The 23,063-nt window shown below is 40.0% G+C and carries 37 protein-coding genes; 18 read left to right on the top strand and 19 right to left on the bottom strand.

From position 1 onward, the window contains the following. Positions 1–125 precede the first annotated feature (125 nt). From purB to rluE, 5 genes are all read right to left on the bottom strand, one after another. Positions 126–1,496: an adenylosuccinate lyase gene (gene purB, locus ACIPUA_RS09740; RefSeq protein ID WP_042843471.1), complete on the bottom strand. Its 1,371-nt coding sequence runs from the start codon at positions 1,494–1,496 to the stop codon at positions 126–128. A gap of 17 nt (positions 1,497–1,513) precedes the next feature. After that, positions 1,514–2,140, bottom strand: coding sequence for a high frequency lysogenization protein HflD (gene hflD, locus ACIPUA_RS09735; protein ID WP_042843472.1), 627 nt, complete (start codon positions 2,138–2,140; stop codon positions 1,514–1,516). Positions 2,141–2,142: 2 nt separating this feature from the next. Then, positions 2,143–3,246 (bottom strand): tRNA 2-thiouridine(34) synthase MnmA, encoded by a 1,104-nt coding sequence (mnmA, locus tag ACIPUA_RS09730; protein WP_042844306.1) that lies wholly within the window; start codon positions 3,244–3,246, stop codon positions 2,143–2,145. A 140-nt stretch (positions 3,247–3,386) separates the two neighbouring features. Beyond that, complete coding sequence (locus ACIPUA_RS09725) at positions 3,387–3,836, bottom strand: NUDIX domain-containing protein (protein WP_042844307.1); 450 nt, start codon at positions 3,834–3,836, stop codon at positions 3,387–3,389. Continuing rightward, positions 3,829–4,488 (bottom strand): 23S rRNA pseudouridine(2457) synthase RluE, encoded by a 660-nt coding sequence (rluE, locus tag ACIPUA_RS09720; RefSeq protein ID WP_181468562.1) that lies wholly within the window; start codon positions 4,486–4,488, stop codon positions 3,829–3,831. The genes ACIPUA_RS09725 and rluE overlap by 8 nt, the downstream gene beginning before the upstream one ends. 543 nt (positions 4,489–5,031) lie before the next feature. On the opposite strand from rluE, the gene icd reads away from it, so the two are divergent. Further along, on the top strand, positions 5,032–6,285 hold the full coding sequence (icd, locus tag ACIPUA_RS09715) for an NADP-dependent isocitrate dehydrogenase (protein ID WP_131680733.1): 1,254 nt from the start codon (positions 5,032–5,034) through the stop codon (positions 6,283–6,285). 122 nt (positions 6,286–6,407) lie between these two features. Here icd and ACIPUA_RS09710 read toward each other — a convergent pair whose 3' ends face one another. The 12 genes from ACIPUA_RS09710 to ACIPUA_RS09655 all read right to left on the bottom strand — a co-directional run bounded on the left by ACIPUA_RS09710 (position 6,408) and on the right by ACIPUA_RS09655 (position 12,603). Further along, a complete protein-coding gene (locus ACIPUA_RS09710) occupies positions 6,408–7,541 on the bottom strand; it encodes a phage integrase Arm DNA-binding domain-containing protein (RefSeq protein WP_140178369.1) in 1,134 nt (377 codons plus the stop codon). Further along, positions 7,516–7,767: an excisionase gene (locus ACIPUA_RS09705; RefSeq protein WP_181468559.1), complete on the bottom strand. Its 252-nt coding sequence runs from the start codon at positions 7,765–7,767 to the stop codon at positions 7,516–7,518. The genes ACIPUA_RS09710 and ACIPUA_RS09705 overlap by 26 nt, the downstream gene beginning before the upstream one ends. Next, positions 7,767–7,973, bottom strand: a complete 207-nt coding sequence (locus ACIPUA_RS09700) for a hypothetical protein (protein ID WP_226693439.1) — start codon at positions 7,971–7,973, stop codon at positions 7,767–7,769. The genes ACIPUA_RS09705 and ACIPUA_RS09700 overlap by 1 nt, the downstream gene beginning before the upstream one ends. 72 nt (positions 7,974–8,045) lie before the next feature. Then, entirely contained in the window at positions 8,046–8,219 is a 174-nt protein-coding gene (locus ACIPUA_RS09695; RefSeq protein WP_195698853.1) for a hypothetical protein, read from the bottom strand. Further along, positions 8,216–8,386 (bottom strand): hypothetical protein, encoded by a 171-nt coding sequence (locus ACIPUA_RS09690; RefSeq protein WP_192575037.1) that lies wholly within the window; start codon positions 8,384–8,386, stop codon positions 8,216–8,218. The genes ACIPUA_RS09695 and ACIPUA_RS09690 overlap by 4 nt, the downstream gene beginning before the upstream one ends. Then, positions 8,380–8,973 (bottom strand): HNH endonuclease signature motif containing protein, encoded by a 594-nt coding sequence (locus ACIPUA_RS09685; protein WP_239979076.1) that lies wholly within the window; start codon positions 8,971–8,973, stop codon positions 8,380–8,382. The genes ACIPUA_RS09690 and ACIPUA_RS09685 overlap by 7 nt, the downstream gene beginning before the upstream one ends. Then, positions 8,970–9,200, bottom strand: a complete 231-nt coding sequence (locus ACIPUA_RS09680) for a hypothetical protein (protein WP_226693444.1) — start codon at positions 9,198–9,200, stop codon at positions 8,970–8,972. The genes ACIPUA_RS09685 and ACIPUA_RS09680 overlap by 4 nt, the downstream gene beginning before the upstream one ends. 25 nt (positions 9,201–9,225) lie before the next feature. Next, the gene (locus ACIPUA_RS09675) at positions 9,226–9,405 is read right to left on the bottom strand and encodes a hypothetical protein (protein ID WP_195697286.1); all 180 of its coding nucleotides are present in this window, start codon (positions 9,403–9,405) and stop codon (positions 9,226–9,228) included. Between the two features lie 44 nt (positions 9,406–9,449). Further along, the gene (locus ACIPUA_RS09670) at positions 9,450–9,950 is read right to left on the bottom strand and encodes a siphovirus Gp157 family protein (protein WP_042844832.1); all 501 of its coding nucleotides are present in this window, start codon (positions 9,948–9,950) and stop codon (positions 9,450–9,452) included. Next, entirely contained in the window at positions 9,950–11,986 is a 2,037-nt protein-coding gene (locus tag ACIPUA_RS09665; protein WP_239979078.1) for a hypothetical protein, read from the bottom strand. The genes ACIPUA_RS09670 and ACIPUA_RS09665 overlap by 1 nt, the downstream gene beginning before the upstream one ends. Before the next feature lie 12 nt (positions 11,987–11,998). Beyond that, entirely contained in the window at positions 11,999–12,331 is a 333-nt protein-coding gene (locus tag ACIPUA_RS09660; protein ID WP_239979079.1) for a hypothetical protein, read from the bottom strand. A gap of 122 nt (positions 12,332–12,453) precedes the next feature. Beyond that, positions 12,454–12,603 carry a hypothetical protein gene (locus tag ACIPUA_RS09655; RefSeq protein WP_239979080.1) on the bottom strand — a complete coding sequence of 50 codons (150 nt, stop codon included), beginning with the start codon at positions 12,601–12,603 and terminating at the stop codon, positions 12,454–12,456. A 458-nt stretch (positions 12,604–13,061) separates the two neighbouring features. Here ACIPUA_RS09655 and ACIPUA_RS09650 point away from each other — a divergent pair, with 458 nt between their 5' ends. Beyond that, entirely contained in the window at positions 13,062–13,268 is a 207-nt protein-coding gene (locus tag ACIPUA_RS09650; RefSeq protein WP_272677171.1) for a hypothetical protein, read from the top strand. Positions 13,269–13,302: 34 nt separating this feature from the next. On the opposite strand, the gene ACIPUA_RS09645 is transcribed toward ACIPUA_RS09650, so the two are convergent. Together ACIPUA_RS09645 and ACIPUA_RS09640 are read right to left on the bottom strand one after the other, a co-directional pair. Then, positions 13,303–14,460, bottom strand: coding sequence for a type I restriction endonuclease (locus ACIPUA_RS09645; protein WP_239979082.1), 1,158 nt, complete (start codon positions 14,458–14,460; stop codon positions 13,303–13,305). 9 nt (positions 14,461–14,469) lie between these two features. Beyond that, entirely contained in the window at positions 14,470–15,162 is a 693-nt protein-coding gene (locus tag ACIPUA_RS09640; RefSeq protein ID WP_239979083.1) for an XRE family transcriptional regulator, read from the bottom strand. A gap of 105 nt (positions 15,163–15,267) precedes the next feature. Here ACIPUA_RS09640 and ACIPUA_RS09635 point away from each other — a divergent pair, with 105 nt between their 5' ends. From ACIPUA_RS09635 to ACIPUA_RS09560, 16 genes are all read left to right on the top strand, one after another. Then, positions 15,268–15,477, top strand: a complete 210-nt coding sequence (locus ACIPUA_RS09635; protein WP_239979084.1) for a helix-turn-helix domain-containing protein — start codon at positions 15,268–15,270, stop codon at positions 15,475–15,477. A 111-nt stretch (positions 15,478–15,588) separates the two neighbouring features. Next, positions 15,589–16,044: a toxin YdaT family protein gene (locus tag ACIPUA_RS09630; RefSeq protein ID WP_239979085.1), complete on the top strand. Its 456-nt coding sequence runs from the start codon at positions 15,589–15,591 to the stop codon at positions 16,042–16,044. Positions 16,045–16,061: 17 nt separating this feature from the next. Next, on the top strand, positions 16,062–16,286 hold the full coding sequence (locus ACIPUA_RS09625; protein WP_166264698.1) for a hypothetical protein: 225 nt from the start codon (positions 16,062–16,064) through the stop codon (positions 16,284–16,286). A gap of 1 nt (position 16,287) precedes the next feature. After that, positions 16,288–17,232 carry a replication protein gene (locus tag ACIPUA_RS09620; RefSeq protein ID WP_371007004.1) on the top strand — a complete coding sequence of 315 codons (945 nt, stop codon included), beginning with the start codon at positions 16,288–16,290 and terminating at the stop codon, positions 17,230–17,232. After that, positions 17,222–18,640, top strand: a complete 1,419-nt coding sequence (locus ACIPUA_RS09615) for a replicative DNA helicase (protein ID WP_239979086.1) — start codon at positions 17,222–17,224, stop codon at positions 18,638–18,640. Before ACIPUA_RS09620 ends, ACIPUA_RS09615 begins: the two co-directional genes overlap by 11 nt. 52 nt (positions 18,641–18,692) lie before the next feature. Beyond that, positions 18,693–18,866, top strand: a complete 174-nt coding sequence (locus ACIPUA_RS09610) for a palmdelphin (protein ID WP_213914360.1) — start codon at positions 18,693–18,695, stop codon at positions 18,864–18,866. A gap of 2 nt (positions 18,867–18,868) precedes the next feature. Then, positions 18,869–19,099 (top strand): hypothetical protein, encoded by a 231-nt coding sequence (locus ACIPUA_RS09605; protein WP_105881078.1) that lies wholly within the window; start codon positions 18,869–18,871, stop codon positions 19,097–19,099. Then, positions 19,096–19,392, top strand: coding sequence for a hypothetical protein (locus ACIPUA_RS09600; RefSeq protein ID WP_105881077.1), 297 nt, complete (start codon positions 19,096–19,098; stop codon positions 19,390–19,392). Before ACIPUA_RS09605 ends, ACIPUA_RS09600 begins: the two co-directional genes overlap by 4 nt. Beyond that, on the top strand, positions 19,385–19,918 hold the full coding sequence (locus tag ACIPUA_RS09595) for a hypothetical protein (RefSeq protein WP_213914324.1): 534 nt from the start codon (positions 19,385–19,387) through the stop codon (positions 19,916–19,918). The genes ACIPUA_RS09600 and ACIPUA_RS09595 overlap by 8 nt, the downstream gene beginning before the upstream one ends. Before the next feature lie 404 nt (positions 19,919–20,322). Continuing rightward, entirely contained in the window at positions 20,323–20,496 is a 174-nt protein-coding gene (locus ACIPUA_RS09590; protein WP_239978835.1) for a DUF7167 family protein, read from the top strand. A gap of 10 nt (positions 20,497–20,506) precedes the next feature. After that, on the top strand, positions 20,507–20,761 hold the full coding sequence (locus ACIPUA_RS09585; protein WP_239978834.1) for a hypothetical protein: 255 nt from the start codon (positions 20,507–20,509) through the stop codon (positions 20,759–20,761). Next, complete coding sequence (locus tag ACIPUA_RS09580; protein ID WP_239978833.1) at positions 20,754–21,008, top strand: hypothetical protein; 255 nt, start codon at positions 20,754–20,756, stop codon at positions 21,006–21,008. The genes ACIPUA_RS09585 and ACIPUA_RS09580 overlap by 8 nt, the downstream gene beginning before the upstream one ends. 83 nt (positions 21,009–21,091) lie before the next feature. Next, positions 21,092–21,430 (top strand): hypothetical protein, encoded by a 339-nt coding sequence (locus tag ACIPUA_RS09575; RefSeq protein ID WP_449059610.1) that lies wholly within the window; start codon positions 21,092–21,094, stop codon positions 21,428–21,430. Between the two features lie 76 nt (positions 21,431–21,506). Beyond that, positions 21,507–22,100, top strand: coding sequence for a DUF1367 family protein (locus tag ACIPUA_RS09570; protein WP_449059609.1), 594 nt, complete (start codon positions 21,507–21,509; stop codon positions 22,098–22,100). Between the two features lie 11 nt (positions 22,101–22,111). Then, positions 22,112–22,426 carry a Ref family recombination enhancement nuclease gene (locus tag ACIPUA_RS09565; RefSeq protein WP_226693456.1) on the top strand — a complete coding sequence of 105 codons (315 nt, stop codon included), beginning with the start codon at positions 22,112–22,114 and terminating at the stop codon, positions 22,424–22,426. Between the two features lie 34 nt (positions 22,427–22,460). Then, positions 22,461–23,012, top strand: coding sequence for a DUF1133 family protein (locus tag ACIPUA_RS09560; protein WP_226693457.1), 552 nt, complete (start codon positions 22,461–22,463; stop codon positions 23,010–23,012). Positions 23,013–23,063 lie beyond the last annotated feature (51 nt).

Raw genomic sequence — 23,063 nt, 5'->3', positions numbered from 1 at the left:
TATTCTTAGTAAGTCAGCGCGTTTTTGACGTAGGTTATCGACGAAGTTGGCTTTTGGAATTAAGAGGTAAGACAAATCAGTAAAAAAAGGCGGCACAGAGGCCGCCGAAATAGTCTAAATCAGTTTTATTTAAGCTCATCAATAAAAGTGACAGCGTAACCAATATAGTTAGCAGGTGTCATTTCTTTGAGGCGCGCTTTTTCATGCTCTGGCAGTTCTAAACCATCAATAAACTGTTTCATCCCCTCAGCGGTAACACGCTTACCTCGGGTAAGTTCTTTCAGTTTTTCATAAGGTTTTTCAATGCCATAGCGGCGCATAACGGTTTGAATTGGCTCGGCTAAGACTTCCCAATTTTGGTTTAATTCATCCAACAGGTGCTGTTCGTTCACTTCCAGTTTGTTTAAACCTTTCATGGTCGATTGATAGGCTATTAAAGCATAGCCTAAACCTACACCTAAGTTACGTAATACTGTGGAGTCTGTTAAGTCACGTTGCCAACGAGAAACAGGCAGTTTACTGGCTAGGTGACCTAATACAGCATTAGCTAAACCTAAGTTACCTTCAGAATTTTCGAAATCGATAGGGTTGACTTTATGTGGCATTGTAGAAGAACCGATTTCACCAGCTACTGTTTTTTGTTTGAAATGGTTTAATGCGATGTAACCCCAAATGTCACGGTCGAAATCTAACACAATCGTGTTAAAACGTGCGACACAATCAAATAGTTCCGCAATATAGTCATGAGGTTCGATTTGTGTGGTGAATGGGTTCCACTGGATACCTAAAGAGGTTACGAAGGTTTCACTAAACTCGTGCCAGTTAACTTCAGGGTAAGCTACCATATGGGCATTATAGTTACCGACAGCACCGTTAATTTTACCTAAAATCTCAACCTGTTGTAACTGACGATATTGGCGCTCTAAACGATAGGCGACGTTGGCGAATTCTTTACCAATAGTCGATGGTGTTGCTGGCTGGCCATGGGTGCGAGATAGCAACGGCAAGTTGCGGTACTCATGTGCCATCGCTTTAACTTTATCAATTATTTGGCGCCATTGTGGTAATAAGACTTCTTCACGCGCTGTTTTTAACATTAAAGCATGAGAAAGGTTATTGATATCTTCTGATGTACAAGCAAAGTGAATAAATTCAGAGACGGCGTGTAGTGCAGGGATATTTGCCACTTTTTCTTTTAGGAAATATTCTACTGCTTTAACGTCATGGTTAGTTGTACGCTCAATCTCTTTAATGCGCATTGCGTCTTTTTCACAGAAGTTCGCGACAATTTCATCTAAGTAAGCGATTGCGTCATTATCAAATGAAGGAACTTCTTTGATTTCAGCGGTTGCAGCCAGTTTTTGTAGCCAACGAACTTCAACTTGCACACGAAATTTCAGTAAGCCAAACTCACTAAATATAGTGCGTAAAGCGCTGACTTTATCACCGTAACGGCCGTCAATCGGGGATACAGCGGTCAGTGAGGATAATTCCATTGGTAGCAACTCCAGATTTAAAGGTGAGACAAAATATCTTTCGCCTGATTAGCCAGACGATTGCGAGAGAACATTAGTTGGATACGGCTTCCACCTACTTGCTGCCAAAGTACTGCGCAACGAATACCCGCGAGTAAAGTGGCTCTAACTTTAGCCTGTACTAAGGTATTTTTCAGGATGTCAGGGGAGCCTGTAACTTGAATTCGTGGGCCAGCAGGGCTGACAACATCGACATAAATACCAGCAAGCGCATTAAATACACCTTCTGATAGAGGCTCAAAATAGCTAGCTTGCCGTTCAAATTGCTCAATACGTTGACCCAGTTGATTCATCGCTTCCTGGTTTTTATTGAGACGGCGTTCAAGCACCATAATGCTCAACATATAGCGGGTCATTTCAGCAGATAAACCACTATTTCCACCCGTTAACATGCCCAACATAGCATTTAGACCAGTTTTTAAGTTTGCTTCATCATTACCAAATACATCCAATGTTGATTTTGGATTCATATTGGTGAGGCAATTGACCATGGTTTCGGTGTCTTGGTCTTGACTAATGCCTTCGTGAGCAAGCTTCTGAACCATTGCGCTTGCTTGGCAGATACCCGCTAACGCAAGCGTGATATCATAGTAGTTTTTAGCCACATTTACTCCTGAATACGGGCTTCAATGATGCCGCCGCCGAGACAAACTTCATTTAGGTAAAAGACAGCAGATTGCCCTGGCGTAACGGCTGCTACAGGGGCTTCAAATATAACCTCTATGCGGTCTTCGCTTAATGGTGTAATAGTACAAGGGATATCCGCTTGGCGATAACGGGTTTTTACTACACAGCGTAAAGGCTGGGTTAATGTTTCTCTGTCAACCCAATGCAATTGTTGGGCGATTAACCCGACGGACATTAGACGAGGGTGTTCATGCCCTTGTGCAACGATAAGGACATTATTTTGAACGTCTTTATCGACGACATACCAAGGTTCTTCAGAACCTTCTTTAGTCCCACCAATGCCTAAGCCTTTACGTTGCCCTAATGTATGATACATCAAGCCTTCATGCTGACCTATGGTTTCGCCATCTACTGTAACGATAGGGCCAGGCTGTGCGGGCAGGTAGCGGCCTAGGAAATCACGGAATTTGCGTTCACCAATAAAGCAGATCCCTGTAGAGTCTTTTTTCTTTGCAGTAATTAAACCAATTTCTTCTGCGATGCGACGTACTTCAGGCTTTTCAAGTTCACCTACTGGGAACAAGCTTTTAGCAACTTGTTGGTGACTTAAGGTATATAAAAAATAACTTTGGTCTTTATTGCCATCTAAACCACGTAATAACTGGCTTTTGCCTGCAATATCACGACGACGGACATAATGGCCCGTAGCGATGTAATCTGCCCCTAAATCTTCAGCGGCAAATTCTAGAAATGCTTTAAATTTGATTTCTTTATTACATAAGATATCTGGGTTTGGTGTACGACCAGCTTTATATTCAGTCAAAAAATGTTCGAATACGTTATCCCAATATTCTGCTGCAAAATTGATGGTATGTAATTCAATGCCTAATTTGTCACAAACGGCTTGGGCATCGGCGAGGTCGGCTGCGGCAGAACAATATTCCGTGTCGTCATCTTCTTCCCAGTTCTTCATAAACAACCCTTCAACCTGATACCCTTGCTGTTGCAGCAAATAGGCGGATACAGAGGAGTCAACACCACCGGACATACCGACGATGACTTTTTTTAGGCTGTTGTCTGACATGGTACTGTTATTTGACATGGAAATAGTCTCAATGCGGAAAAATCAAGCCCCATACTTTAGCATGTTGTGACCTTGTTGCACCAGCGTTTGAGGGGAATATTATTGCTTGATGAAGATTTCACCAAGCAATATGTGGGGCGTTAAAGGTAGTCCTCACCATATGCAGCCAAGATATCAAGGGGGTAGTGGGTTCCTGTCAAGAAACAGCGTAGACTTTCTGCAACTAAGGGCGAACGCAGATATTGGCTTTCTAATATTTCCTGAGCACTAACCCAGTGACAAGCGCTAATATCGCTATCTTGTGGTTGTGTTTCACATATGGACTCTAGCTCGACAGCAAATAAAACACGGATAAACTGAGTCTTATCAGGTGCAATCCATTGGTGGATTTTAATTAACTGTGAGGGGCAAGCGTCAATTCCTGTTTCTTCATATAACTCACGTTTTGCGGCTTGCAAAAGTGTTTCATTTGCTTCTAAGTGCCCAGCGGGTTGGTTCCACGTTGGCTTTTCATTTACCCATTCTTCAACGACTAAATATTTGCCTTGAGCATGTACGATAGTTGCAACAGTGACATTAGGTTTAAACAACATTTACCTCCTTCCATTCACCAACAGAAAGGTTCCCCAAACTGAATTCACCCACTTGGTAGCGGATCAGTCGTAATGTAGGGTAACCAATATTTGCTGTCATTCGGCGGACTTGTCGATTTCGTCCTTCATATAAAGTGATTTTTAGCCAACTTGTTGGGATGTTTTTTCGTTCTCTGATTGGTGGGTTTCTTGGCCATAACCAATCTGGTTCGTTGACGAGTTCGACCCCCGCAGGCTGAGTTAGCCCATCATTTAACTGTAAACCTTGGCGAAATTTGATTAATGCGGTTTCCTCGGGGATACCTTCGACTTGAGCATAGTATATTTTCCCTGTTTTTTTCTCAGGCTGTGTTAAGCGTGCTTGCAATTTGCCATCGTTAGTTAAAATTAATAACCCTTCGCTATCCCTATCTAAGCGGCCAGCAGCATAAATGCCAGTAATAGGAATATAGTTTTTTAATGTGTCTCGACCTTGTTCATCAGTAAATTGAGGCAAAACATCAAAGGGTTTATTAAATAAAATAACTTTACGAGGAGACTGATGGGAAAATGCGTTAACTGAAGTTGATTTTCGTTTATGCCTTAAATCAGTTGGGCGTTGATTGTATTTATACTTGTTGGTCGCTGATTTATTATTTGGCTTATTCATAATGGCTTTATGGCAGTTTATTGGCATGAATTGGTTCAATGGATATTGATTAACATTAGTGTAGGGGATTTACCCGTAAAAGCCTAGGGATGGATTTTACGTTTTAATGCAATATTTAATTAACAACTTTAAAATCATTTAAAACGATAAAGCCAATTTTCCATTTAAAAATAAACACCTATGATATAATTAAGGTGGCAATTGTGTGATGAGAGCGTGTTTTTAATTTCGGTTAATTTGTTAGTATTAATTAGGTTAAAGAAAGCGTTTATAGCATATTAAGCTATTAGAATTAGTTACCTTAAAAGAACTTTTATCATAATCAATTTTTTCTTTAAATAGGGATAATAAAACTAATCAATTGATTTCAAAGTAGTTATAAATATGTATCCCTTCAACTTATAGGATTGAGCAGTACGTTAAATGCGATCCGCATTGAAGCTTAGATGAGTAATCATTGGCGTTCGACGCAGATTGAAGTAGTATTGACACGTCTCTTACAAAAAATTAACAAGCAAAATACGCAAGTGAAAGGAGAGGTTAATGGAAAGCAAAGTAGTAGTTCCGGCAGAAGGCGCTAAAATTACCATTGATGCAAAAGGCAAACTGAACGTTCCAAACAATCCAATTATCCCTTACATTGAAGGTGATGGTATTGGTGTTGATGTGACACCCGCAATGTTAAAAGTGGTTGATGCGGCAGTTAAAAAAGCCTACAACGGTGAGCGCAAAATTTCGTGGATGGAAATTTACACCGGTGAAAAATCTACACAAATTTATGGTAAAGATGTTTGGTTACCAGAAGAAACCCTCGATTTAATCCGTGATTACCGTGTTTCAATTAAAGGTCCTTTAACAACTCCAGTTGGTGGTGGTATTCGTTCACTGAACGTTGCTCTACGTCAGCAACTTGATCTGTATATCTGTTTGCGTCCAGTTCGTTATTACAAAGGAACGCCTAGCCCTGTTAAGCAACCTGAACTGACTGATATGGTTATCTTCCGTGAAAACTCCGAAGATATCTATGCAGGTATTGAGTGGAAAGCAGGTTCAGCAGAAGCTGATAAAGTTATCAAATTCCTAAAAGATGAAATGGGTGTAACGAAAATCCGTTTCCCACAAGACTGCGGTATTGGCATCAAACCTTGTTCAGAAGAAGGAACAAAACGTTTAGTGCGTGCAGCGATTGAATATGCAATTGATAATGACCGTGATTCAGTGACCTTAGTTCATAAAGGTAACATTATGAAGTTCACTGAAGGTGCATTTAAAGATTGGGGTTACCAATTAGCACTAGAAGAATTCGGCGGTGAATTATTAGATGGCGGCCCATGGGTTAAAATTAAAAACCCTAAAAACGGTAAAGATATTATCGTTAAAGATGTGATTGCAGATGCTTTCTTGCAGCAAATCTTATTGCGTCCAGCAGAATATGATGTTATTGCTTGTATGAACCTGAATGGTGACTATATTTCTGATGCATTAGCTGCTCAAGTTGGTGGTATCGGGATCGCGCCAGGAGCAAACATTGGTTCTGAATGTGCATTATTCGAAGCAACACACGGTACTGCACCAAAATATGCGGGTCAAGATAAAGTAAACCCAGGGTCTATCATTCTTTCTGCTGAAATGATGCTGCGCCATATGGGCTGGACTGAAGCGGCTGACCTAATCGTTAAAGGTATGGAAGGCGCAATAGAAGCTAAGACTGTAACGTATGACTTCGAACGTCAATTAGAAGGCGCTAAATTACTGAAATGTAGCGAATTTGGTGACGCAATCATCAAACACATGTAATTTATTACGTGATGTGATTAATAACGGGAGCTTAATAGTTCCCGTTTGTTTTTTGTACAATTAAAATCTTCCCCAAAACTCCCCCAAAACTCTTCCCCAAAACGGTTCGAAAAGTAGGCTATTTAAATAGCGATGATCTGCCATTCTTTGCCTCGGTCATCATTATATTTGTCGGTCATTTTCTGTGATTTATGACCAAGGAGCTTCTGAGTATTGATCCCTTGCTCTCGATAGAGTCTTTCCGATAAAGAACGCTGTTCATGAAATGAAGGTGCCGATCTTTCCGGCCATGTTAACCCGCATTTATCTCTCGCTTTTTTAAAGGTTGTGGTTAATGTGTTTGCTGTAACTTGCTCACCTCGCTGTGCTTGAGAGGTCGTATGGCGATAGTGCACGAGATATTGGCTAAGAACGGCATCACGACATTTTGAAATGACTTGTTTAAGTGTCATATCAATCGCGTCACACTTAATCGACAGAGGAATGGCTAATTTAGAACCTGTCTTTTCTTGCTCTATATGCAACATATCATCCCAAATATCTGAAAACTTCATTTTGGCTATATCACCGATACGCTGACCAGTGACAATAGCCAGCAACATACCGCATTGTAAGTAAGGTGGGTGATTTTCGGCTTGTTCATAAATAACTTTCCATTCTTCGAACGTTAGGCGTTCACGTTTAACTCTATTACGTGGCTGTTTTGTTGCAAGTGCAGGGTTATAACCAGGAGGAACGTGGCCTGCATGTTGCGCTTCCTTAAATACGTCGATTAAAACCATACGTACTACTTGAGCCATTCGATCATGGCCTAATGCTTTAACTGAGTCAGTTATTTTTGCTATTTCCAACGCTGTGATGTCTTTAAGTGAAAATAACCCGCAGTGTTGTTTAAACAAATTAACAGGCTTAATTTTTTGCTTGTATGAATTAAGCTTTAATTCGCCGAGGTCAACGCGCTCTTGTTGTATTTCTAAGTATTTATCTACCCAATTAGAAACGCTGATCCCTACTTTTTTATTTTTGATATTTGATAGGCGATCATTAATGCTTAAAATTTGTTTTGTTTGTTGTTCTGCAATAATTGTGTTTGCCTGTGATGCAACAAGAGCTGCTTCATCGGCATCCGTACCGAGGCTGTGAAATACGCCAGTTAAAGGGTGTTTGTACTGCCAGTATGTTTTTCCATTTCGCTTATCTAATTTTCGGTATAGATTTGGAATGGTGATTTTATGAGAACGTGGTCTTGCTGCCATCTGATAAAATCCTTATTAATTTTTCATTTGCCTGTGTTGGTAATTGAGGTTTAGAAACTAAACCTACGTACCTTGAATCACGATCAATCATCCAACGTTTGCCAACCTTTAAAGCAGGAGGGATCATCATGTTGGCTTTGGCGTATTTAATCAAAACTTGCTGGGTTGGGGCACTATCGCCAAATTCTAATTGCGCCCATGCCTCTAGCTTAATCATTCGAGACATCATAGCCTCCTGTGATATTTTTTCTCATCCTGGTCTTGCCTCATCATAGATAAAATAATTTTATCTGCAGTATCACAAGCATGTTTTATTTCAGCTTCAGTGCATGGTCTGTTTTTTACACTGGCAGCTAACTTGCCTAACTTAATATCGAAATCAGTTAATAATTTTACCCTTGGTGCCCAAGGAATTAATTGTGGTCCTTTCATGGTGGTTACTCATTGGTTTTGAATAAACCACCATGCTAATAGTAAATATAAAATAAAACTGATTATGCTTAATCAATTATTGGCCCGAATAATCGCTTCGATGGGATAGCATTCAGACAAAATACCTTGTTGAGTTAGGGCGTCTTTATCCATTAAACAATTTTGCTCATCGGGATATGTATAGCCGTATGGTTTATACAAACAATCAGCACCACTACAAATTAACAAAAACAAAGCATATATCATGATGCTTCCCCTTTAGGTTGAGGCTCTTTTACTGGCTCAATCTTGATGTTCTTAGGTAGGTCATAAATGACATAGCAGCGGTCAGCTGTTGTTATAAAACCTACAGAGCCATCAGGCATAGTTAATTTAACAGTGGGTCGTTGGTTACTATGAAAATGTCTTAGCATTGGTCTTGCCTCTTAGTTTCTATACCTCTAATTGCAATCTTTATTCTGGCCAATTGTAAGACTGCATCTTTATATTCAGGGGGAGCACCTGAGAAAAAACGATTAACAACCCCGTGTTCTGATCTTGTAATAGCCATTAAATTATCAATGCTGCAATTCAGTGGATTGCAATCGATGAATTTAATAATATGTCCTTTTGGAACAGGGCCGTTATGTTCCTCCCATACTAGAATATGTTTGTGTTTCCATTTTCTAGGGTGTCCGATTTTGACTTTTATGTATCCATCAGTAGTAATAACCTCGGTACCAATAGGTTGGTAATTATGAGGTATATTGTTCTTTTTGAATGATCCTGCGTTAGCACCCTTTAACCCTTTTTTCCCTTTATTTGCAGGAATGTGGCCTCTAGTGAATGCTCCGGAACGGCCTGTTTTTAATTTCAGTCGTTTGCGTAGCCCGTTTATTGCATCCTTTGATCGTGATGTGCCAAAACTTTCATTGAAACTAATTGTGAGTTGGTCTAGTGGTAATAAATAGTTTTTACGCATCCAATCGCACATATCATCAGTATAGGAAAAACGCTTCATTCTTTAACCTCTAAATACTTTGGTGCGTCTCTTATGTATCCCGCGCGGGCCATACGTTTAACATTAATTGCCAATTGACCATTACTGACGATTTGAGATGCAATTGCGGACATTGCTTTCGCTCGGCCTATTTCCTCTTTGAGTTCATCACCCTTAATGCTTTCATCTGAAAGTCTTTCAAGTTGCATGAATAGGTGGTTATGTAAATCCTCTAAATTATTTTTCATAATTAATCGCCCGTGACATGTCACATTAGTGAATAATTGCTACAGAAGGTGGGTAGCCCAGCTGCAGTAAAACTGCTTTCTTTACCATCGATAACGTTTTTTCTTCTTGGCTGGTGGTGTGTTCGGTTGTATCAACAGACCACTCAACGCTACATTTATTGCTTGCTTCATCGTGAGTGATGATAACTTCCAATTTCATGGCCATAAAAATATCTCCTGATATGCGCCCATTGCTGGGCGCTATATTGATTAACGAACCATTAATGAACGGTCACCGACTTCTAGGTGAGCACCAGGTATTTCAATACCGTTTTCAATCGCTTCTTTAATCCGTTTTTTATCGGGGGCAGTGATGGTCTGAACATCCACTAATTCATCGGGCAAAGCTGCTTCATTATCGATAATGACGCGCACAACACCGGCACGAGCTGTAAAGGTATTTTTCGTGGTTTTTAATTTGTCTTTGCCTGATGTTAACAAGCAATCCAATGCATATTTTTTTAGGTTCTTAACTTGGTTTTCAAATGATTTTTTACGGTCAGCCAAGCGCTTAGATTCCTCATCCAGCGTTTTGGCTTGCCCCTCTAAATTACGGGCGTGAAGCATAATTGCATCTAGTTTATCGCCCAGCTCACACTCGATACCCTCTAAAGTATCGGCAACATCTTCTGCAGTGAATTCACCTGTTTCGACGAGTTGTTGTAATTTGCTGTAGTCAGCAGCCATTGCAATAGCAGTTGTCTTGGTCATTAGATTGCCTCTTCTTTTTGTTTCAGTTGGTCTAAACACTCTTTTTCAATTTCATTTAGCCGGCGCAAGCGGCCGTTTAAATATTTTTCATATTCACTGTCGCCACGTTCTTTGGCTAATTTTGCATGCGTTGCTATTTCACGGGTAAGGGTGGATGTGATACCTCGTAATTCGTTTGGCGTCACCGCACTGCGCATAGTTTCAGTGTGTCGCGTGAACTTCTCATCTAACTCTTTGCGAATGCGGGTAGCATCTTCAGCGTTATCGCTGGCGGCTTTGATTTCATACTCGAGCTTATTGCTTGCAACATATTCAGGGTTATCATGCATACCCATGAATACATCAGAACTAAAGCCAAGCATAGATAAGGCTTTTTTGATTGCATCGGTGAGAGATTTCTTAATGGCTTCACCATCAACTTTCATGCCGTATTGAGTTTGGTACCGGTAAGGGGTGGCGCCATAACTTTCAAATTCGCCACGGGTTTCACATTCGATGATGTACCAAAAACGGATTTTGATTGAATGGTTTTGTTCGCAGAATAAAGATCCGTCACCATCACGTAAGAATCTAGTCGCGACTTGTTTGTTTCGCTCATCAAGAACAGGTTCTACAAGTGGCTTTCCATCAATCAGTTTTTCTTCAATAACTTCATATCCCCAACCTTCGCCAATAGGGCCGAATATCTCGGTAGCACGCATGAACATGTAAGTACTGTTTATGCTAGTACCAACGAACCCCATACCTTCTAAAGGCTTGGTAAAACGTGCATCGGTACGTTGTACACGCTTCCAAATGCTGAGATTATCGCTATCGCCTTTATTAAGAACTTCATCTAATACAGAGGCACGCTGTTGGAAATCATCTTGTTGAACATTGACGACCTCAACTACAGGCTCAATATGCTGGTTAACTACAGGTGCTTGAGCTTGTTCGGTTTCTACGATAACTTCCTTCACAGGCTCTTTTTCTGTTTTAGTCGGTGAATCTTTTTTCTTACTCGAGCGTTTTGTTTTTTCTGATTTAGCCGGTTCAATTTCCTCTTTTGTTGTTTCATCGTTAGCTGGCTTAGTATCTAAATTGTCAACTGCAAAACGGCCACTACCGAGAGAAGTTATCTTGGGGTTATTGGTACCAAGTTTTGAATCAATAAACGCTTTGCGGGCATTAGCATCATCAAATAGTTCAGGCTTCTCGCGTGCTTCTGTTACTAGTGCAAATATGTTTTCACGTGGGATATCTAGAACGCTTGGGAATGTACGCAAATCCATTGATAAGCGTTTCCATGCTTTATCTTCAGAGCTGATGAGTTCTTTCGCATTACGAATATCTGCACTTTTTGCATCGCTTGGTTTAATGTCCAAGAGTGCGAGGGCAATTTCGAGATCAAGTGCGGCATAATCACGCTTTAGTATTGGTTCTTCAGGTGCCGTTTCTATTTCAACAGTTTCGACTTTTGGCTCATCCTTCAACCAACTTTCACCGAGTGCGGTAGCTTCTTCGACGGTGACATTATCATCAGCATACTCATAAACTGCCTGCGCAATTTCCATTGTTTCATCGGCATCCATTAATGACACTTTAGTAATTTCAGCAAGGCCAGTAGCAATATTACGAACTTTTGGGTCCTCTGTACTTTCATTGAGATACTTCAATGTGAAAGTGTATTGCTTATCAGTAATTTGAGTTTTACCAAACATCAGCAAAGCAGCTACGCGAGGTTTAGTAGCAAGCTTTTTAAATTCTTTATACTTAACTGGTTGCCATTTCTCACCGTCAAACTCATTTTCAACAGCAAATTTTTCATCGAACTGATCGAGTGCAGGGCGGGGGGAACCTACAGCGTCTTCACAAATGATAGGCTCATCAACGTTGAAGTTATCCATCGAATCAGGAAAAACCTCAGATAGCTTAATCATTGCAGTTGCAGCAGCAATTTTAGCATTTGCAGCATTGAGAGCTATTGTTAACGGTACTGCACCGTTGTTAGTGCGAGCCTCGGTCGTAGGCTCAAATACACAGATAAAAGTTGTCATTGGTCTTGCCTCTTAATAAGGGATTTGTTCGTCAGTTTTAGAAATGGGCTTGCCCTCTAAGCAGAGAAGCATTTGGATCTGGTCTTCCAGTAAGCTTGATTTCACCTGCGCATCAGCAAGAATTTTGTTTTGCTCGGCTTTGAGTGAATCAATCTCTAATTGAACTAGCTCAGTGTTTGACGGAGCAGTAAAGGGAATGTCGATAGTATGCTCAGCAATGACAAAGCCTAAACCAGATTCAATATCATATTTGAATGGATAAGGGCGGTATTTGTATGAACCGTCAAGTTGCTTCTGTGCATGAATGTAAAGGGTGACGCTTAGAGTTTTAGGTTGTGCTTTCATAGCAGCTCCTTTAAAATAGTGGTGATCAGTGATTTATCATTGGTCTTGCCTCTTCTAGCGTTTGGTCGCGCTAGTAGAACTCCAGATAGCTTTGGTCGGCGATTCTGGGTAAAAGAGCCCACTTAGGTGGGTTTTTTTACGTCTGTATCAAATTCAAGCGTTGCTGTTTTATTATCACCACAACAATTAATGATTGTTTCTGGAAATGCTTCGAATAAAGCAATGATTCTGTCTAATTTGATGTTTTTCATTTCATTTTTGGCTACACACATAATAGTCTCCTGTCATTTATGATGTTGCCCGTCTTTCCGAGCTGTCAGGTCAGTTCTTGCCTCGAACTTGGTCAATGGTCTTGCCTAGCTTTGGTCTAAATAAATTCCCTGGTACTGGTAAAAAAATCTGCCGTTATGTCGTGGTAATCATGGTCAGTCGCGATGAGGGTGACGGTTCCCCTACGACATAACAGCAAAACTAAATTTGGTTTGAACACCTATCAAAACACTTGCTGTGATTCTTTTCTTGTTTCGATGTTTGTAATATACAAGAAATATTGTTTGATTGTAAACAGGTAAACTTGTAATTATTTGTATTTTGATCGATAATTAGTTGTAATATGTTGTTTTTAGTGATGATTTATTTTTTATTATTTTTGCTTATTAGATTTTGATCACTTCTTTGAGCACAAAAAATAGGTTAATGTGCCCATTATTTATTTTTAGTTGGGGTGATGATGAATACTAATAGGCAAGAGGAAAATCGCGAACACTATGAAAAAGTGATGGGATGGATCGGTAAAGTTATGTGCTATATGTTACATAGCCGGGAGGTTTTTTGTCGAGACGATATAATTGATGAGCTGAAACAACATAAGCGAGAAGCGCCTACAGCGGAAATTAAAAGGTTACTCAGTGATGCAATTAAAACTATTCAAAAATAAGCCTTCTAGATTGGAAGGCTTATTTATGAAGCAACTATTCCCCTGATTGTTTTTTCCTGAAATTCTCATCATTTTTTACATATTCAAATGAGTCAAGAATGATGCCAGTTATTCTTAATATATCTTCAGGGGATTGAACGGTGATTCGGTTATTTGTTAACTCTAAACCAGCACGTTTTATTTCATTACCTAGTAGGTCAGTGATTTCTATCGGAACCATGATATAGGCACTATTTTTCTTATCGTAGAATCTAACTATCCAACGATTAACTTTACCTTGATATAGGACACCAAAGTAAGACTCTGTATCTTTATATTCAATTTCGTCACACCCAGTGATCTGCTTTATTTTCTCAAATAAAGTTAATTCAGTTGTTGTGGTAATAATATTTGGATTATCTGGGTCAATAATATCTTTTAATTCACTAGACTCTTGAGTTTCTTCTATCGCCGTTTCTACAGGTTCCTCACCATAAGTGAACTTACCAGATAATCCTGAAACCACCATTGCACTGACAGAGCGTTCAACGGCTTGTTTGACTAAAGGGGTTATAGAATCGATAAAGCGCTGATTTAATTGTCTTTCGACATTAGAACGGCTAGCGACATATCGAACAAATTCACTATCAACATCCCTTAGGCTTGAACTAATAGTTTTAGTGAAAGCAGATAAATAGACACTCTCTTCTGCGAGAGTTCTTAATGCTTCAGGTTTGAATTTATCGTGCCTAAAACGGAATAATTGACTTGCATCTGAATCGCTAATCTCATCCATTCTAATGCGTAAGAATGGTGTTGGATCCATAACGTTTTTTTGTTTTAAATCAGTAAAGAAACGCCATTCTAATCCGTTAGTTATAGCGGAGATGGTTACTTCGGGTGTGGAGTTGAAATATCGAGAAAGTTGCGGGCAGTGGTTATCTAATTTTTCAAAATAACATTTAGCTTCAATGAACATAACAGGAACATCTTGGCAAAATAGCGCATAGTCAACACGTTCATTTGCCTTTACACCAGGGAAATCTGCGCCATATTCTGCTTTGACTTTTTGTGGGTCATAAGGGCTAAAACCTAGAATATCAAGAAAGGGTAGTATTAACGCCTGTTTTGTCGTTTCCTCGGTTGAACAGTGTTGCCCAACCTGCTTTACATGGTCCACATGATTTTTTAGCTTTAACTTGAAATTTTCCATAGAGTTACCTTAGTAATCAAGGACAGAATACCAAAACATTCTGCCAATAATCGTCACGCTGTCTTCATCAGCTTCTTCGTCTTCATATTCATCACGGTTATAACTGCGAATAATTAGTTTTCCACCCGGTCTTCTATATAACATTTTTAAACGTTTTAGACCGTCTTGGTCTATAGCGTAGACTTTGCCATCAATTATTTTTTTATTTGCCATATCAATAGCTACAGCAGCACTATTCGGTATCACTGGCTCCATGCTATCCCCATTTGCTGGAAAGCAGGCTATGGTTGATCCGTCAGTAGGTGCGCCAATTCTGCGTAGTGTCGACTTAGAAAATCTCAATTTAAAGCCGTTGTAATCAACATCAATACAATTGCCATTACCACAAGCAAACTCTATATCTTTGTAGAAGGGCACTTCAACCTCATCTGATTCTAACGGAGTTTTGCTATCCCATGACTTTATGCTCCCCCATTCGTTTTCTGGGGGGAGAGATTCATTATTGTTCTCTCTTCCTGTAACAAGCCAATCGACAGAGCAAGATAATGCTTTTGCTAATTCAGGTAAAAATCTAGGGCGCTTAGTTTTTCCGCTTTCTAGTTGCTCTATAGATTGTTGAGTAGTCCCAACAGCCTCGGCTAACTCTGATTGAGTCAGATTGAGAAGAATTCTTTTATTTTTAACTCGTTCAGAAATCGACATATAACCCCCTAAAAAATACAGGTAGATAATTACAAGAAAAACTGTAATTGACAAACAAAGTATTTTGTTTTTAAATACAAGAAACTTTGTTATAAGGAGACGCAAATGAATATGCTTTCAGAAAGAGTTAAGAGTCGCCGTGTTGAACTTAACTTAACTCAATCAGAACTTGCAGGCATGGTTGGGTTGAAGCAGCAATCTATCCAGCAAATTGAATCGGGGTTGATAAAAAAACCTCGATTTATAATTGAGATCGCAAATGCTTTAAAGTGCGATCCATCTTGGTTAATCAGCGGTGGTAAGAATGTCGCATAAAAGTGATGTAGTTACTCTAACCATGTTCAACTCTATGTTTATTAGTGTATTTGAGGCAAAAAATAAAAGCTGATTCTTAATAATCAATTTTGCGACAGGAGACGCGAGTAGATGAATTTTGATATCGATATTGTCCGATCCGAAATTGAGGACTGGGCGGCGGAGCAAGGTCAAGAGCATGTAGCTATTGAAGTAAGCCGTGCTTATTTACGCATTGTAAAAAACAGGTCAGAAGGGCGTTTGCATGTGATTGAAGACGAATTGGGTAGGGCTGATTGGAAAGCGATTAATAATAACCGGCAACAGATATTTCGTTGGTTGCGTGGTGATTCTCCCGCATCTGTCAGAAAAATAGCTGAGTTAATGCCGGCAATAGAAATTGCATTACCGGCTTCACGACTCGCCCGGGTTCGAGGTGATACGAAAAATTACTTAGCTTCAATTGCTATACAGCGATTTGCCGAGGCAATTAGCGAAATTTTATTAGAGGGTCGTGACATGTCACACCATATTAATAATGCAGTCATTGCGTTAAATGCGATACCACGCCAGACCAGCGTGCATTAATTCAAGAGGCAAGACCAATGCTAAGAACAATTGAGAAAATTACCTATCGCAATGGTTTTTTGTTGAACGGAAAACCGGCTGATAGAGAGAAAGTCGAAGATGTTTTCGAAGGTAGAAGAGCAGCTGCGCTAAGTGTTTGGGAACAGTACGAACAACAAAAACAAAAGCTGCTCTCAAAAAAGCTCACGCCTGAGCAATATCAGAATGCTTGTCGTGATATTGCACGTGCACTGGGGGTGTAAGGTGAATAATTTATTGATAACAGAAACCGTTAATCAAATAGGGCGCATGAACATAACGGGTAATGTGATCCCCGCGAACTGGTGGCATCACATCAAAATGCCAAGTGGCAAGCCTGATAATATTGGGATCATATTGCTTTCAGAAATTATTTACTGGTACCGGCCAGCAGAAATTCGGGATGAGTTTACTGGCGAACTTCAAGGGTGGCGCAAGCGGTTTCAAAGCGATAAGTTGCAACGTAGCTATCAATCATTTGCTGATCAATTTGGCTTTACAAAACGGGAAGTCACCGAGGCGATAAAACGGTTGAAAGCAAAAGGTGTTATTACACTCGAATTTCGTACGATTAATACAGTAAGTGGGCCGTGCAACAATGTGGTATTTATTGAGCCAGTTGTTGAATGTATTCATGAAATAACAAACACTATCCCATTGATTAATAATCAAACAAAAATAGAGCCTGTTTCTGTGACAGGTCTCACTTCTAAACGTGATAGGGGGTACGTTGAAACGGAACAGCCCCCACATACAGAAGTGATAGCCCCCACTTCTAAACGTGAGACAAATACAGAGATTACTACAGAGACTACTACAGAGATTATTGATGGTACGTCAGGTGAACCTGACGACAACAAACCATCGCCAAAAATTAAATTAAATTATGAAAAAATTATCGATTCATATCACGAAATTTTACCTGATATGCCAGCTATCAAAGTGTTGACTGATGAGCGTAAGCGTAAAATCAAAAACTTTTGGATTAAATTTAAATTCAATCAAGAGCGTTGGGTAAATTATTTATCGTATATCGCAATACATTGCCGGTGGATGATGGAGGATCGTGATAATGGGCGTGGTGGTACATGGCGGCGTAAAAATTTGGATTATTTAGCCACTGAGCGTTGTTATGTTGCCGTCAAGGAGGAACGTGCTAATGACAAATAATCTCTTTGTTCCACCCAATAGCGCTGAAGCTGAGCAAGCTGTGCTAGGTGGCCTTATGATTAGCACTGACGAAGATAAACGTCAGCGAGTTATTTCACTGATAAAACCCGAGTCATTTTATCAATGGGCGCACAACCGAATTTTTTCGGAAATCGTAAAGCTAATTAAAACTAATCAGCCTACTGATGTAATCACAGTGAGCGATGCGCTAACAGCGAATGGTGATTTAGACAACGTTGGGGGTTTTGCCTATGTTGCTGAGCTTTGTATGTTACCCACGGCAGCAAACATAGTGAATTATGCACGGATCATTCGTGACAAAGCTATACAGCGTTATGCAATTAATAATCTCAATACCTGCGTTGAAATGTTGATGACCAATGATGGTCTTGAAGTCAATAATAAACTGGCCAACGTCCAGCAAGTGGTTTCAAGTATTATTGAACACGCTAAAACAGGTAAGAGTAAAGGCCTTAGACCTGCTCGTGATGTCGTAGGAGACTGGGTTGAGGAAGTTGAAAGGCGTTTTGATGATCCGACGAATGCAGCTGGTTTTACGTTAGGTATCGAATCGCTTGATGATTTAATGGCTCCCAAGCAAGCGCTAAGAGGATCTCTAATTGTCGTAGGTGCTAGACCTAAAATGGGCAAAACCGCGTTCTACAACCGTGTAGCGACTCATTTTGCTTTAAATCACAGATTACCTACATTGTTATTCAGCCTTGAAATGACTGACCGAGGGATTATTGAGCGCATGATAGCTCAAGAGGGTGGTGTTTCAGCGGATATATTCTATACCGGTGCGCATGATGATATGGAAATGGCTCGAGCATTAGCAAGAGCTGAAGAAATTGCAGAATCCAACATGTATATCGATAGCACTCCTGGTGTTGATTTGCACCATATTATTGCCGAGTGTCGAAAGATAAAAAGAGTTAAAGGGAAAATTGGTCTTATTGCTGTGGATTATCTGACATTAATCAAAGCTGCCCCAGCAGAACGTCGCGATATTGCCTACGGTGACATTACAACGGGTTTAAAAAACTTAGCCAAGGAAATGGATTGTGTAGTCCTGTTACTTACCCAGCTTAACCGTAAACTGGAAGAACGAGCAGATAAACGACCAACACCTGCAGATAGTCGAGATACAGGGCAAATTGAGCAAGATTGTGATGTATGGATAGGCTTATACCGTGATGCGGTTTATAACAACAATGCAGATAAATCGTTAATGGAAATTATTCTTCGCTTAAATCGTGATGGGAATACTGGCACAGCCCACGGGCAACTGGTTAATTCGTACATTAAAAATATTAGCCAAAGCGAAGCGGAAAGGCTGTCAATGAAAGGCCAAGAAAGTAAGCGTAATTACTCACAAAAAGTAACACAAGCTACAGAAGCATTTTAAGTCGTTAATAAGGCTAGACCAAGCCGTGACCATTAATACAGAGGCAGACCAAATGACAATTAAAGACCCAATCACCGGCGAGTCACTCGTCCGGAGCAATCATCCTATATTGCCCGATGATGGTTTGGACCATTCTCCGTGCCACATTGAACGCTTTAATTCTGCTGCAAGGGCAAGAACCAAAGCACCTTATCAACCCGAGCTAAAACCTCAAAAGCCGAGGTGATTATGTCGGGTAAATATTTACCTGATGGATTACCGCATAACCGTGCTTTATGGCCAGAAGAATATCGCGAACTGGAGCAGCTTGATTTATTCGCTAGCCGACTAATTCGGCAACTGAAAAATCGAAAGATTCATAGGGAACGAATACTGGTTGAAATTGAAAAAGTACCTGAGGTACATCGGGAATTTTTTAGAGATAGGTTAAATCATTGGCGTGAGGAGATGAAGGTATGAGTAGCAAACCAACCAAACTATTACAGCATTTTAAATATGATAAATGCGTCAAAATGTGCGAGGAAGGCTGGCGGGTAGTTCGTGAACAAGAAGAGTCCACGGTATGTAAGGTTCACTCACTAACAGGGAAAAAACGCAGTTTAATACAGAAGAAAAATCGCTACTTTTTAGAAAATAGTGAAGGTAAACAAGTTTATATATCAAAGCAGACTGCAGAGTCATTGTGTTTTTTACAACGTACAACTTTATCAAAAATTCCTATGACCAACACAGGGGTAAATATCGATGAATAACGCCAGTATTACTCATGAAAGCTTTGATTTTAAGAATATGAATTGTTCACTCCATGGACTGAATGAGCATTGCCAATCATCCGATAGCCTTATTGCTGTTATTGATGGAGATGCACAACAAGTGGTCATGATTGAATGCCACCCTGTAAAAACTAACGAGGTAAGTATGAAAAATAAAGTACAAATTGGCTGTGATTATCAAGGCCATGACTTTGGCGCACATTATTTAGATAGTCAGTGTTTTGATGGCTACTTATGGGATATGGACGCTTGCGATGGTAGCGGTAATTTATATGAACCAATGGAAACTATTCCATGCCCTAAATGTAATTCAGATGCATGGTTAGAAAATTATCGCTGGTTGTTTATCAATGATGGCGCTAACCATGGCTGTACAGGTTTACCATTCAACAAAATTGGACGCCTATATATTAACGAAGAAATTAGAGCCAAGCCCGGCGCAGTTAAGAAAATATACCGCTGGTTAAAGCGTGGTTATTACTATGGATTAAAGAATCGCCACTAGCTCGCAGGGATGCAATGAAAAAAACCGCCGACTTAGACGGTATAATTACTACAAGGGAATTAATCATTAAATGAAGCTTACACGTGGCTTCGATAACCAAATTACACTAATACAAACAAATAGATACTTTTATTTGGATAATTCGCAAAAAAATGCCGCCACGGAGCGGACGGCAAGGGATTGTCTAGATATGTTTATAGTTTCTCTGTGTAAGCAATTTAAGCATAGTTAAGGCATGGAATTTAGCAAGGAAGCTAGATAAAAAAATGCCGACACAGGGAGGTCGGCGAAAATTGCACAGCTTGTTACTACTCTTTCGGGCTTAAGTGTAGAAGGTAAATAAGTGTTTGCCATGAAACGTTTTAATCCTATCGATTAAATAGATGCAATGAAGAGGAATGAATATGAGTAAGCAAATGGTTTTAGTTGCAAGGACAAATAAGGTTGGCTCTGACTCTGAAACAGGTTTAGGAATGACCGAAGATGAATGGAACCAATTAACTGAATCTGAGCAGGGTGTAATTGTTAGTGATGCAATAGAGTCACTTATTGATTACTGGGTACAGCCAGAAGATTAAAGGTGGAGTGATGGATAAATCAAGGCAGCAATTTGATAGGGAACAAATGAAATTAGGCGTTCTATATGCTCGCAATCATTTGATAAGTGCATACTTTGCAAACTTTATTAATTGTGAAGAAAAGCAGTTCGCTTACATGATGGCTCAATTAACTCATGTAGCTAAAGAATCAATTGATATTGAATTAATGATGAGTAGTGTTCTTGCATGTAATGAGCAAGCTGAAGAATGGATTAAAACCGCACTGGAGCAAAAAAATGAATAAAGAGATATTGGAAATAGCGAAGCATTTAAAAAATAAAATAAACTCTGGTGAGGGCGTTGATGAATATAACTGGCAAGACATAATTGATGTATGCAATGAACTAGAGCGCATTAATAACTTAGAGCCTGTTGTTTATGCATCAGAGAAAGATATTTCAGATTTGAAAGTATTCACTTATTTGTTTGCAGAAAAACAAAGTTCAGAATCAGTCAATATCCCGCTCTATCGGCTAGACAAACGATTCTAAAGAGGCAAGACCAATGCTAAAAACATATTTAGTTTTTATATTTATCTGGTGTGTCGTTGTTACTGTAATAGGAGTTTCAGTCAATGGCTAAATCACCAGCGGAACGCAAAGCCGAACAACGTAAGCGGCAAAAGGAATCAGGCGTTACTAAAATAGAGTTATTTCTAGATGAGCAAGAATTAGAAATGGTTCAAAGAAATTGCGCATTACGTAGACCAGGAAGAGAGCCATATGATATTGCGGAATATCTTTCTATGTTAATTAGAATTGATGACCGTTCAGTTATATCGTTAATTACAGAACTAAATAAAAGGCGCTGTAAAAAGTGTAATGAACAACTACCGGTGGCTGAGTGTTGCCTCAATGGTGGTTCTGAATGTTGGGCTACACAAGGCTGGCATGAATTGAAACTGGTTATATAACCATGCTTGTTATATAATTTACTTATTGGTCTGAACACCCAATCTTAACACTTGCTGTGTCTACTGAGAGAAACGTATGGCACAGCATAGCTTTATCAAAATGTCTAACGACACTCTTGTACCGGCTAATCCAGCGGCAAGGGATTTCTTGCATTCCAAAATCAAGTGTGGTGATGTGCTTTCGGCTGATTTCAAGAAAGCTCGCAACCCACGTTTCCATCGTAAATACTTCGCATTACTCAATCTAGGTTATGAATACTGGGAACCAACCGGCGGTACCATTTCACCTGAAGAAAAAGAGCTAGTACGCGGATTCGTTAAATTCCTCGCTTACTACACCGATAACGACGAGGCCCTCCAATCCGCTGCAGATGTTTACCTCAATGAGATAGCACAGAAACGCGCTCACAATATATCAGCAACCAAATCCTTTGATGCTTTCCGCTATTGGGTGGTAGAGCAATCCGGCCATTATGAAACCTTTGAAATGCCAGACGGTAGCCTACGCCGTGTAGCCAAATCAATCAGCTTTGCCAAAATGGATGACCTAGCCTTTGGCGAACTCTACAAATCAACCCTCGATGTACTCTGGAACTTCATTCTATTTCGCAATTTTCCCACGCAACAAGCCGCTGAAAATGCAGCTGGCCAGTTATTAGATTTTACCTAGAGGCAAGACCAATGACCAAAAAATCAAAGACCAAAGAAGATAAACAGTGGCTATCAGATGTAGCAGAACTTGGCTGTATTTGCTGCCGAAATATGGGATATGGAGCAAGCCTCGCGGAAATCCATCATGTAAGAACAGGGCAGGGAATGGCACAGCGCGCTAGTCATAAAGACGTATTGCCTTTATGCCCGCCTCACCACCGTGCTAGTTATGATACCGGCTTTCATGCGGCACCCAAAACATGGCAAGAAATTCACGGTACGGAAGCAGAATTGCTCGAGCAAACCAAAGTTGAAGTAATGGCATTACGCGCCTGTCGCGTCTAGCAATATTAATAAATAAAGAAGTTGAGGTATTAGCATGATCTATCCAGAGACAAGCGGCAAGAGCGGTGAACATTTAAGATTGCGCACATTAGAGAGTACGTGGATCCGTGGGAGATTAACAATGTGGGGTTGTTGGTCTGCGTTTAGCAAATCACCTAAAGCTGCAGGCATTTTTCAGCGATTATTAGCGGAACCGAAAATTACCAAGAAAGCCCTTAAAGACGCAATGCGAAGAATGAAAAAGGAAGGGCTATCAGAAGAAACCTTGTTGCTTTTCTTGGAAGAGTACCAGGATAAAAAAACACTTAGCAATATGTGGTTCTGCAGTGATATCGAAGGTGGAAAGATGGATAAGGTGATTGGTGCTGCCTTCGCGCGTGAACAAGGGTTGTTAAATGTCTTGAAGCAGCATTATATATACAAAAAATCATATTATGCACTAGCGCTTGAATTACATGAGAGCAAGCCATCTATATCATTATCAACGTGTAGAAGGCGAATTAAGGCCTGGTTGTCTATCGCTGAATTTATGCTTTATCGACCAATGTGTGATGAATTTGATCGGGGTTATCATTATTCTGAATAAATCATTGACTTTTTGAACAATAAAGTTATAGTTTTGGTATACGCTGCGCGA

Source organism: Providencia sp. AGC89 (genome assembly GCF_053543535.1).
The sequence above is the reverse complement of the archived record's forward strand: the minus strand, read 5'-3'. Positions and strand labels throughout refer to the sequence as shown.

Bases quoted from the DNA above. Each gene is read 5' to 3' on its own strand.
- icd (WP_131680733.1), top strand. From the start codon at position 5,032: ATGGAAAGCAAAGTAGTAGTTCCGGCAGAAGGCGCTAAAATTACCATT.
- ACIPUA_RS09585 (WP_239978834.1), top strand. From the start codon at position 20,507: ATGGATAAATCAAGGCAGCAATTTGATAGGGAACAAATGAAATTAGGC.
- ACIPUA_RS09570 (WP_449059609.1), top strand. From the start codon at position 21,507: ATGGCACAGCATAGCTTTATCAAAATGTCTAACGACACTCTTGTACCG.
- ACIPUA_RS09705 (WP_181468559.1), bottom strand. From the start codon at position 7,767: ATGTCTCGAATGATTAAGCTAGAGGCATGGGCGCAATTAGAATTTGGC.
- ACIPUA_RS09645 (WP_239979082.1), bottom strand. From the start codon at position 14,460: ATGGAAAATTTCAAGTTAAAGCTAAAAAATCATGTGGACCATGTAAAG.
- ACIPUA_RS09660 (WP_239979079.1), bottom strand. From the start codon at position 12,331: ATGAAAGCACAACCTAAAACTCTAAGCGTCACCCTTTACATTCATGCA.
- ACIPUA_RS09580 (WP_239978833.1), top strand. From the start codon at position 20,754: ATGAATAAAGAGATATTGGAAATAGCGAAGCATTTAAAAAATAAAATA.
- ACIPUA_RS09650 (WP_272677171.1), top strand. From the start codon at position 13,062: ATGAATACTAATAGGCAAGAGGAAAATCGCGAACACTATGAAAAAGTG.
- ACIPUA_RS09610 (WP_213914360.1), top strand. From the start codon at position 18,693: ATGACAATTAAAGACCCAATCACCGGCGAGTCACTCGTCCGGAGCAAT.
- ACIPUA_RS09665 (WP_239979078.1), bottom strand. From the start codon at position 11,986: ATGACAACTTTTATCTGTGTATTTGAGCCTACGACCGAGGCTCGCACT.
- ACIPUA_RS09680 (WP_226693444.1), bottom strand. From the start codon at position 9,200: ATGAAAAATAATTTAGAGGATTTACATAACCACCTATTCATGCAACTT.
- ACIPUA_RS09595 (WP_213914324.1), top strand. From the start codon at position 19,385: ATGAATAACGCCAGTATTACTCATGAAAGCTTTGATTTTAAGAATATG.
- ACIPUA_RS09600 (WP_105881077.1), top strand. From the start codon at position 19,096: ATGAGTAGCAAACCAACCAAACTATTACAGCATTTTAAATATGATAAA.
- ACIPUA_RS09690 (WP_192575037.1), bottom strand. From the start codon at position 8,386: ATGCTAAGACATTTTCATAGTAACCAACGACCCACTGTTAAATTAACT.
- ACIPUA_RS09640 (WP_239979083.1), bottom strand. From the start codon at position 15,162: ATGTCGATTTCTGAACGAGTTAAAAATAAAAGAATTCTTCTCAATCTG.
- mnmA (WP_042844306.1), bottom strand. From the start codon at position 3,246: ATGTCAGACAACAGCCTAAAAAAAGTCATCGTCGGTATGTCCGGTGGT.
- ACIPUA_RS09615 (WP_239979086.1), top strand. From the start codon at position 17,222: ATGACAAATAATCTCTTTGTTCCACCCAATAGCGCTGAAGCTGAGCAA.
- rluE (WP_181468562.1), bottom strand. From the start codon at position 4,488: ATGAATAAGCCAAATAATAAATCAGCGACCAACAAGTATAAATACAAT.
- ACIPUA_RS09565 (WP_226693456.1), top strand. From the start codon at position 22,112: ATGACCAAAAAATCAAAGACCAAAGAAGATAAACAGTGGCTATCAGAT.
- ACIPUA_RS09710 (WP_140178369.1), bottom strand. From the start codon at position 7,541: ATGGCAGCAAGACCACGTTCTCATAAAATCACCATTCCAAATCTATAC.
- ACIPUA_RS09685 (WP_239979076.1), bottom strand. From the start codon at position 8,973: ATGAAGCGTTTTTCCTATACTGATGATATGTGCGATTGGATGCGTAAA.
- ACIPUA_RS09590 (WP_239978835.1), top strand. From the start codon at position 20,323: ATGAGTAAGCAAATGGTTTTAGTTGCAAGGACAAATAAGGTTGGCTCT.
- ACIPUA_RS09560 (WP_226693457.1), top strand. From the start codon at position 22,461: ATGATCTATCCAGAGACAAGCGGCAAGAGCGGTGAACATTTAAGATTG.
- ACIPUA_RS09575 (WP_449059610.1), top strand. From the start codon at position 21,092: ATGGCTAAATCACCAGCGGAACGCAAAGCCGAACAACGTAAGCGGCAA.
- ACIPUA_RS09625 (WP_166264698.1), top strand. From the start codon at position 16,062: ATGCTAAGAACAATTGAGAAAATTACCTATCGCAATGGTTTTTTGTTG.
- ACIPUA_RS09695 (WP_195698853.1), bottom strand. From the start codon at position 8,219: ATGATATATGCTTTGTTTTTGTTAATTTGTAGTGGTGCTGATTGTTTG.
- ACIPUA_RS09605 (WP_105881078.1), top strand. From the start codon at position 18,869: ATGTCGGGTAAATATTTACCTGATGGATTACCGCATAACCGTGCTTTA.
- purB (WP_042843471.1), bottom strand. From the start codon at position 1,496: ATGGAATTATCCTCACTGACCGCTGTATCCCCGATTGACGGCCGTTAC.
- ACIPUA_RS09700 (WP_226693439.1), bottom strand. From the start codon at position 7,973: ATGAAAGGACCACAATTAATTCCTTGGGCACCAAGGGTAAAATTATTA.
- ACIPUA_RS09670 (WP_042844832.1), bottom strand. From the start codon at position 9,950: ATGACCAAGACAACTGCTATTGCAATGGCTGCTGACTACAGCAAATTA.
- ACIPUA_RS09635 (WP_239979084.1), top strand. From the start codon at position 15,268: ATGAATATGCTTTCAGAAAGAGTTAAGAGTCGCCGTGTTGAACTTAAC.
- ACIPUA_RS09630 (WP_239979085.1), top strand. From the start codon at position 15,589: ATGAATTTTGATATCGATATTGTCCGATCCGAAATTGAGGACTGGGCG.
- ACIPUA_RS09655 (WP_239979080.1), bottom strand. From the start codon at position 12,603: ATGTGTGTAGCCAAAAATGAAATGAAAAACATCAAATTAGACAGAATC.
- ACIPUA_RS09675 (WP_195697286.1), bottom strand. From the start codon at position 9,405: ATGGCCATGAAATTGGAAGTTATCATCACTCACGATGAAGCAAGCAAT.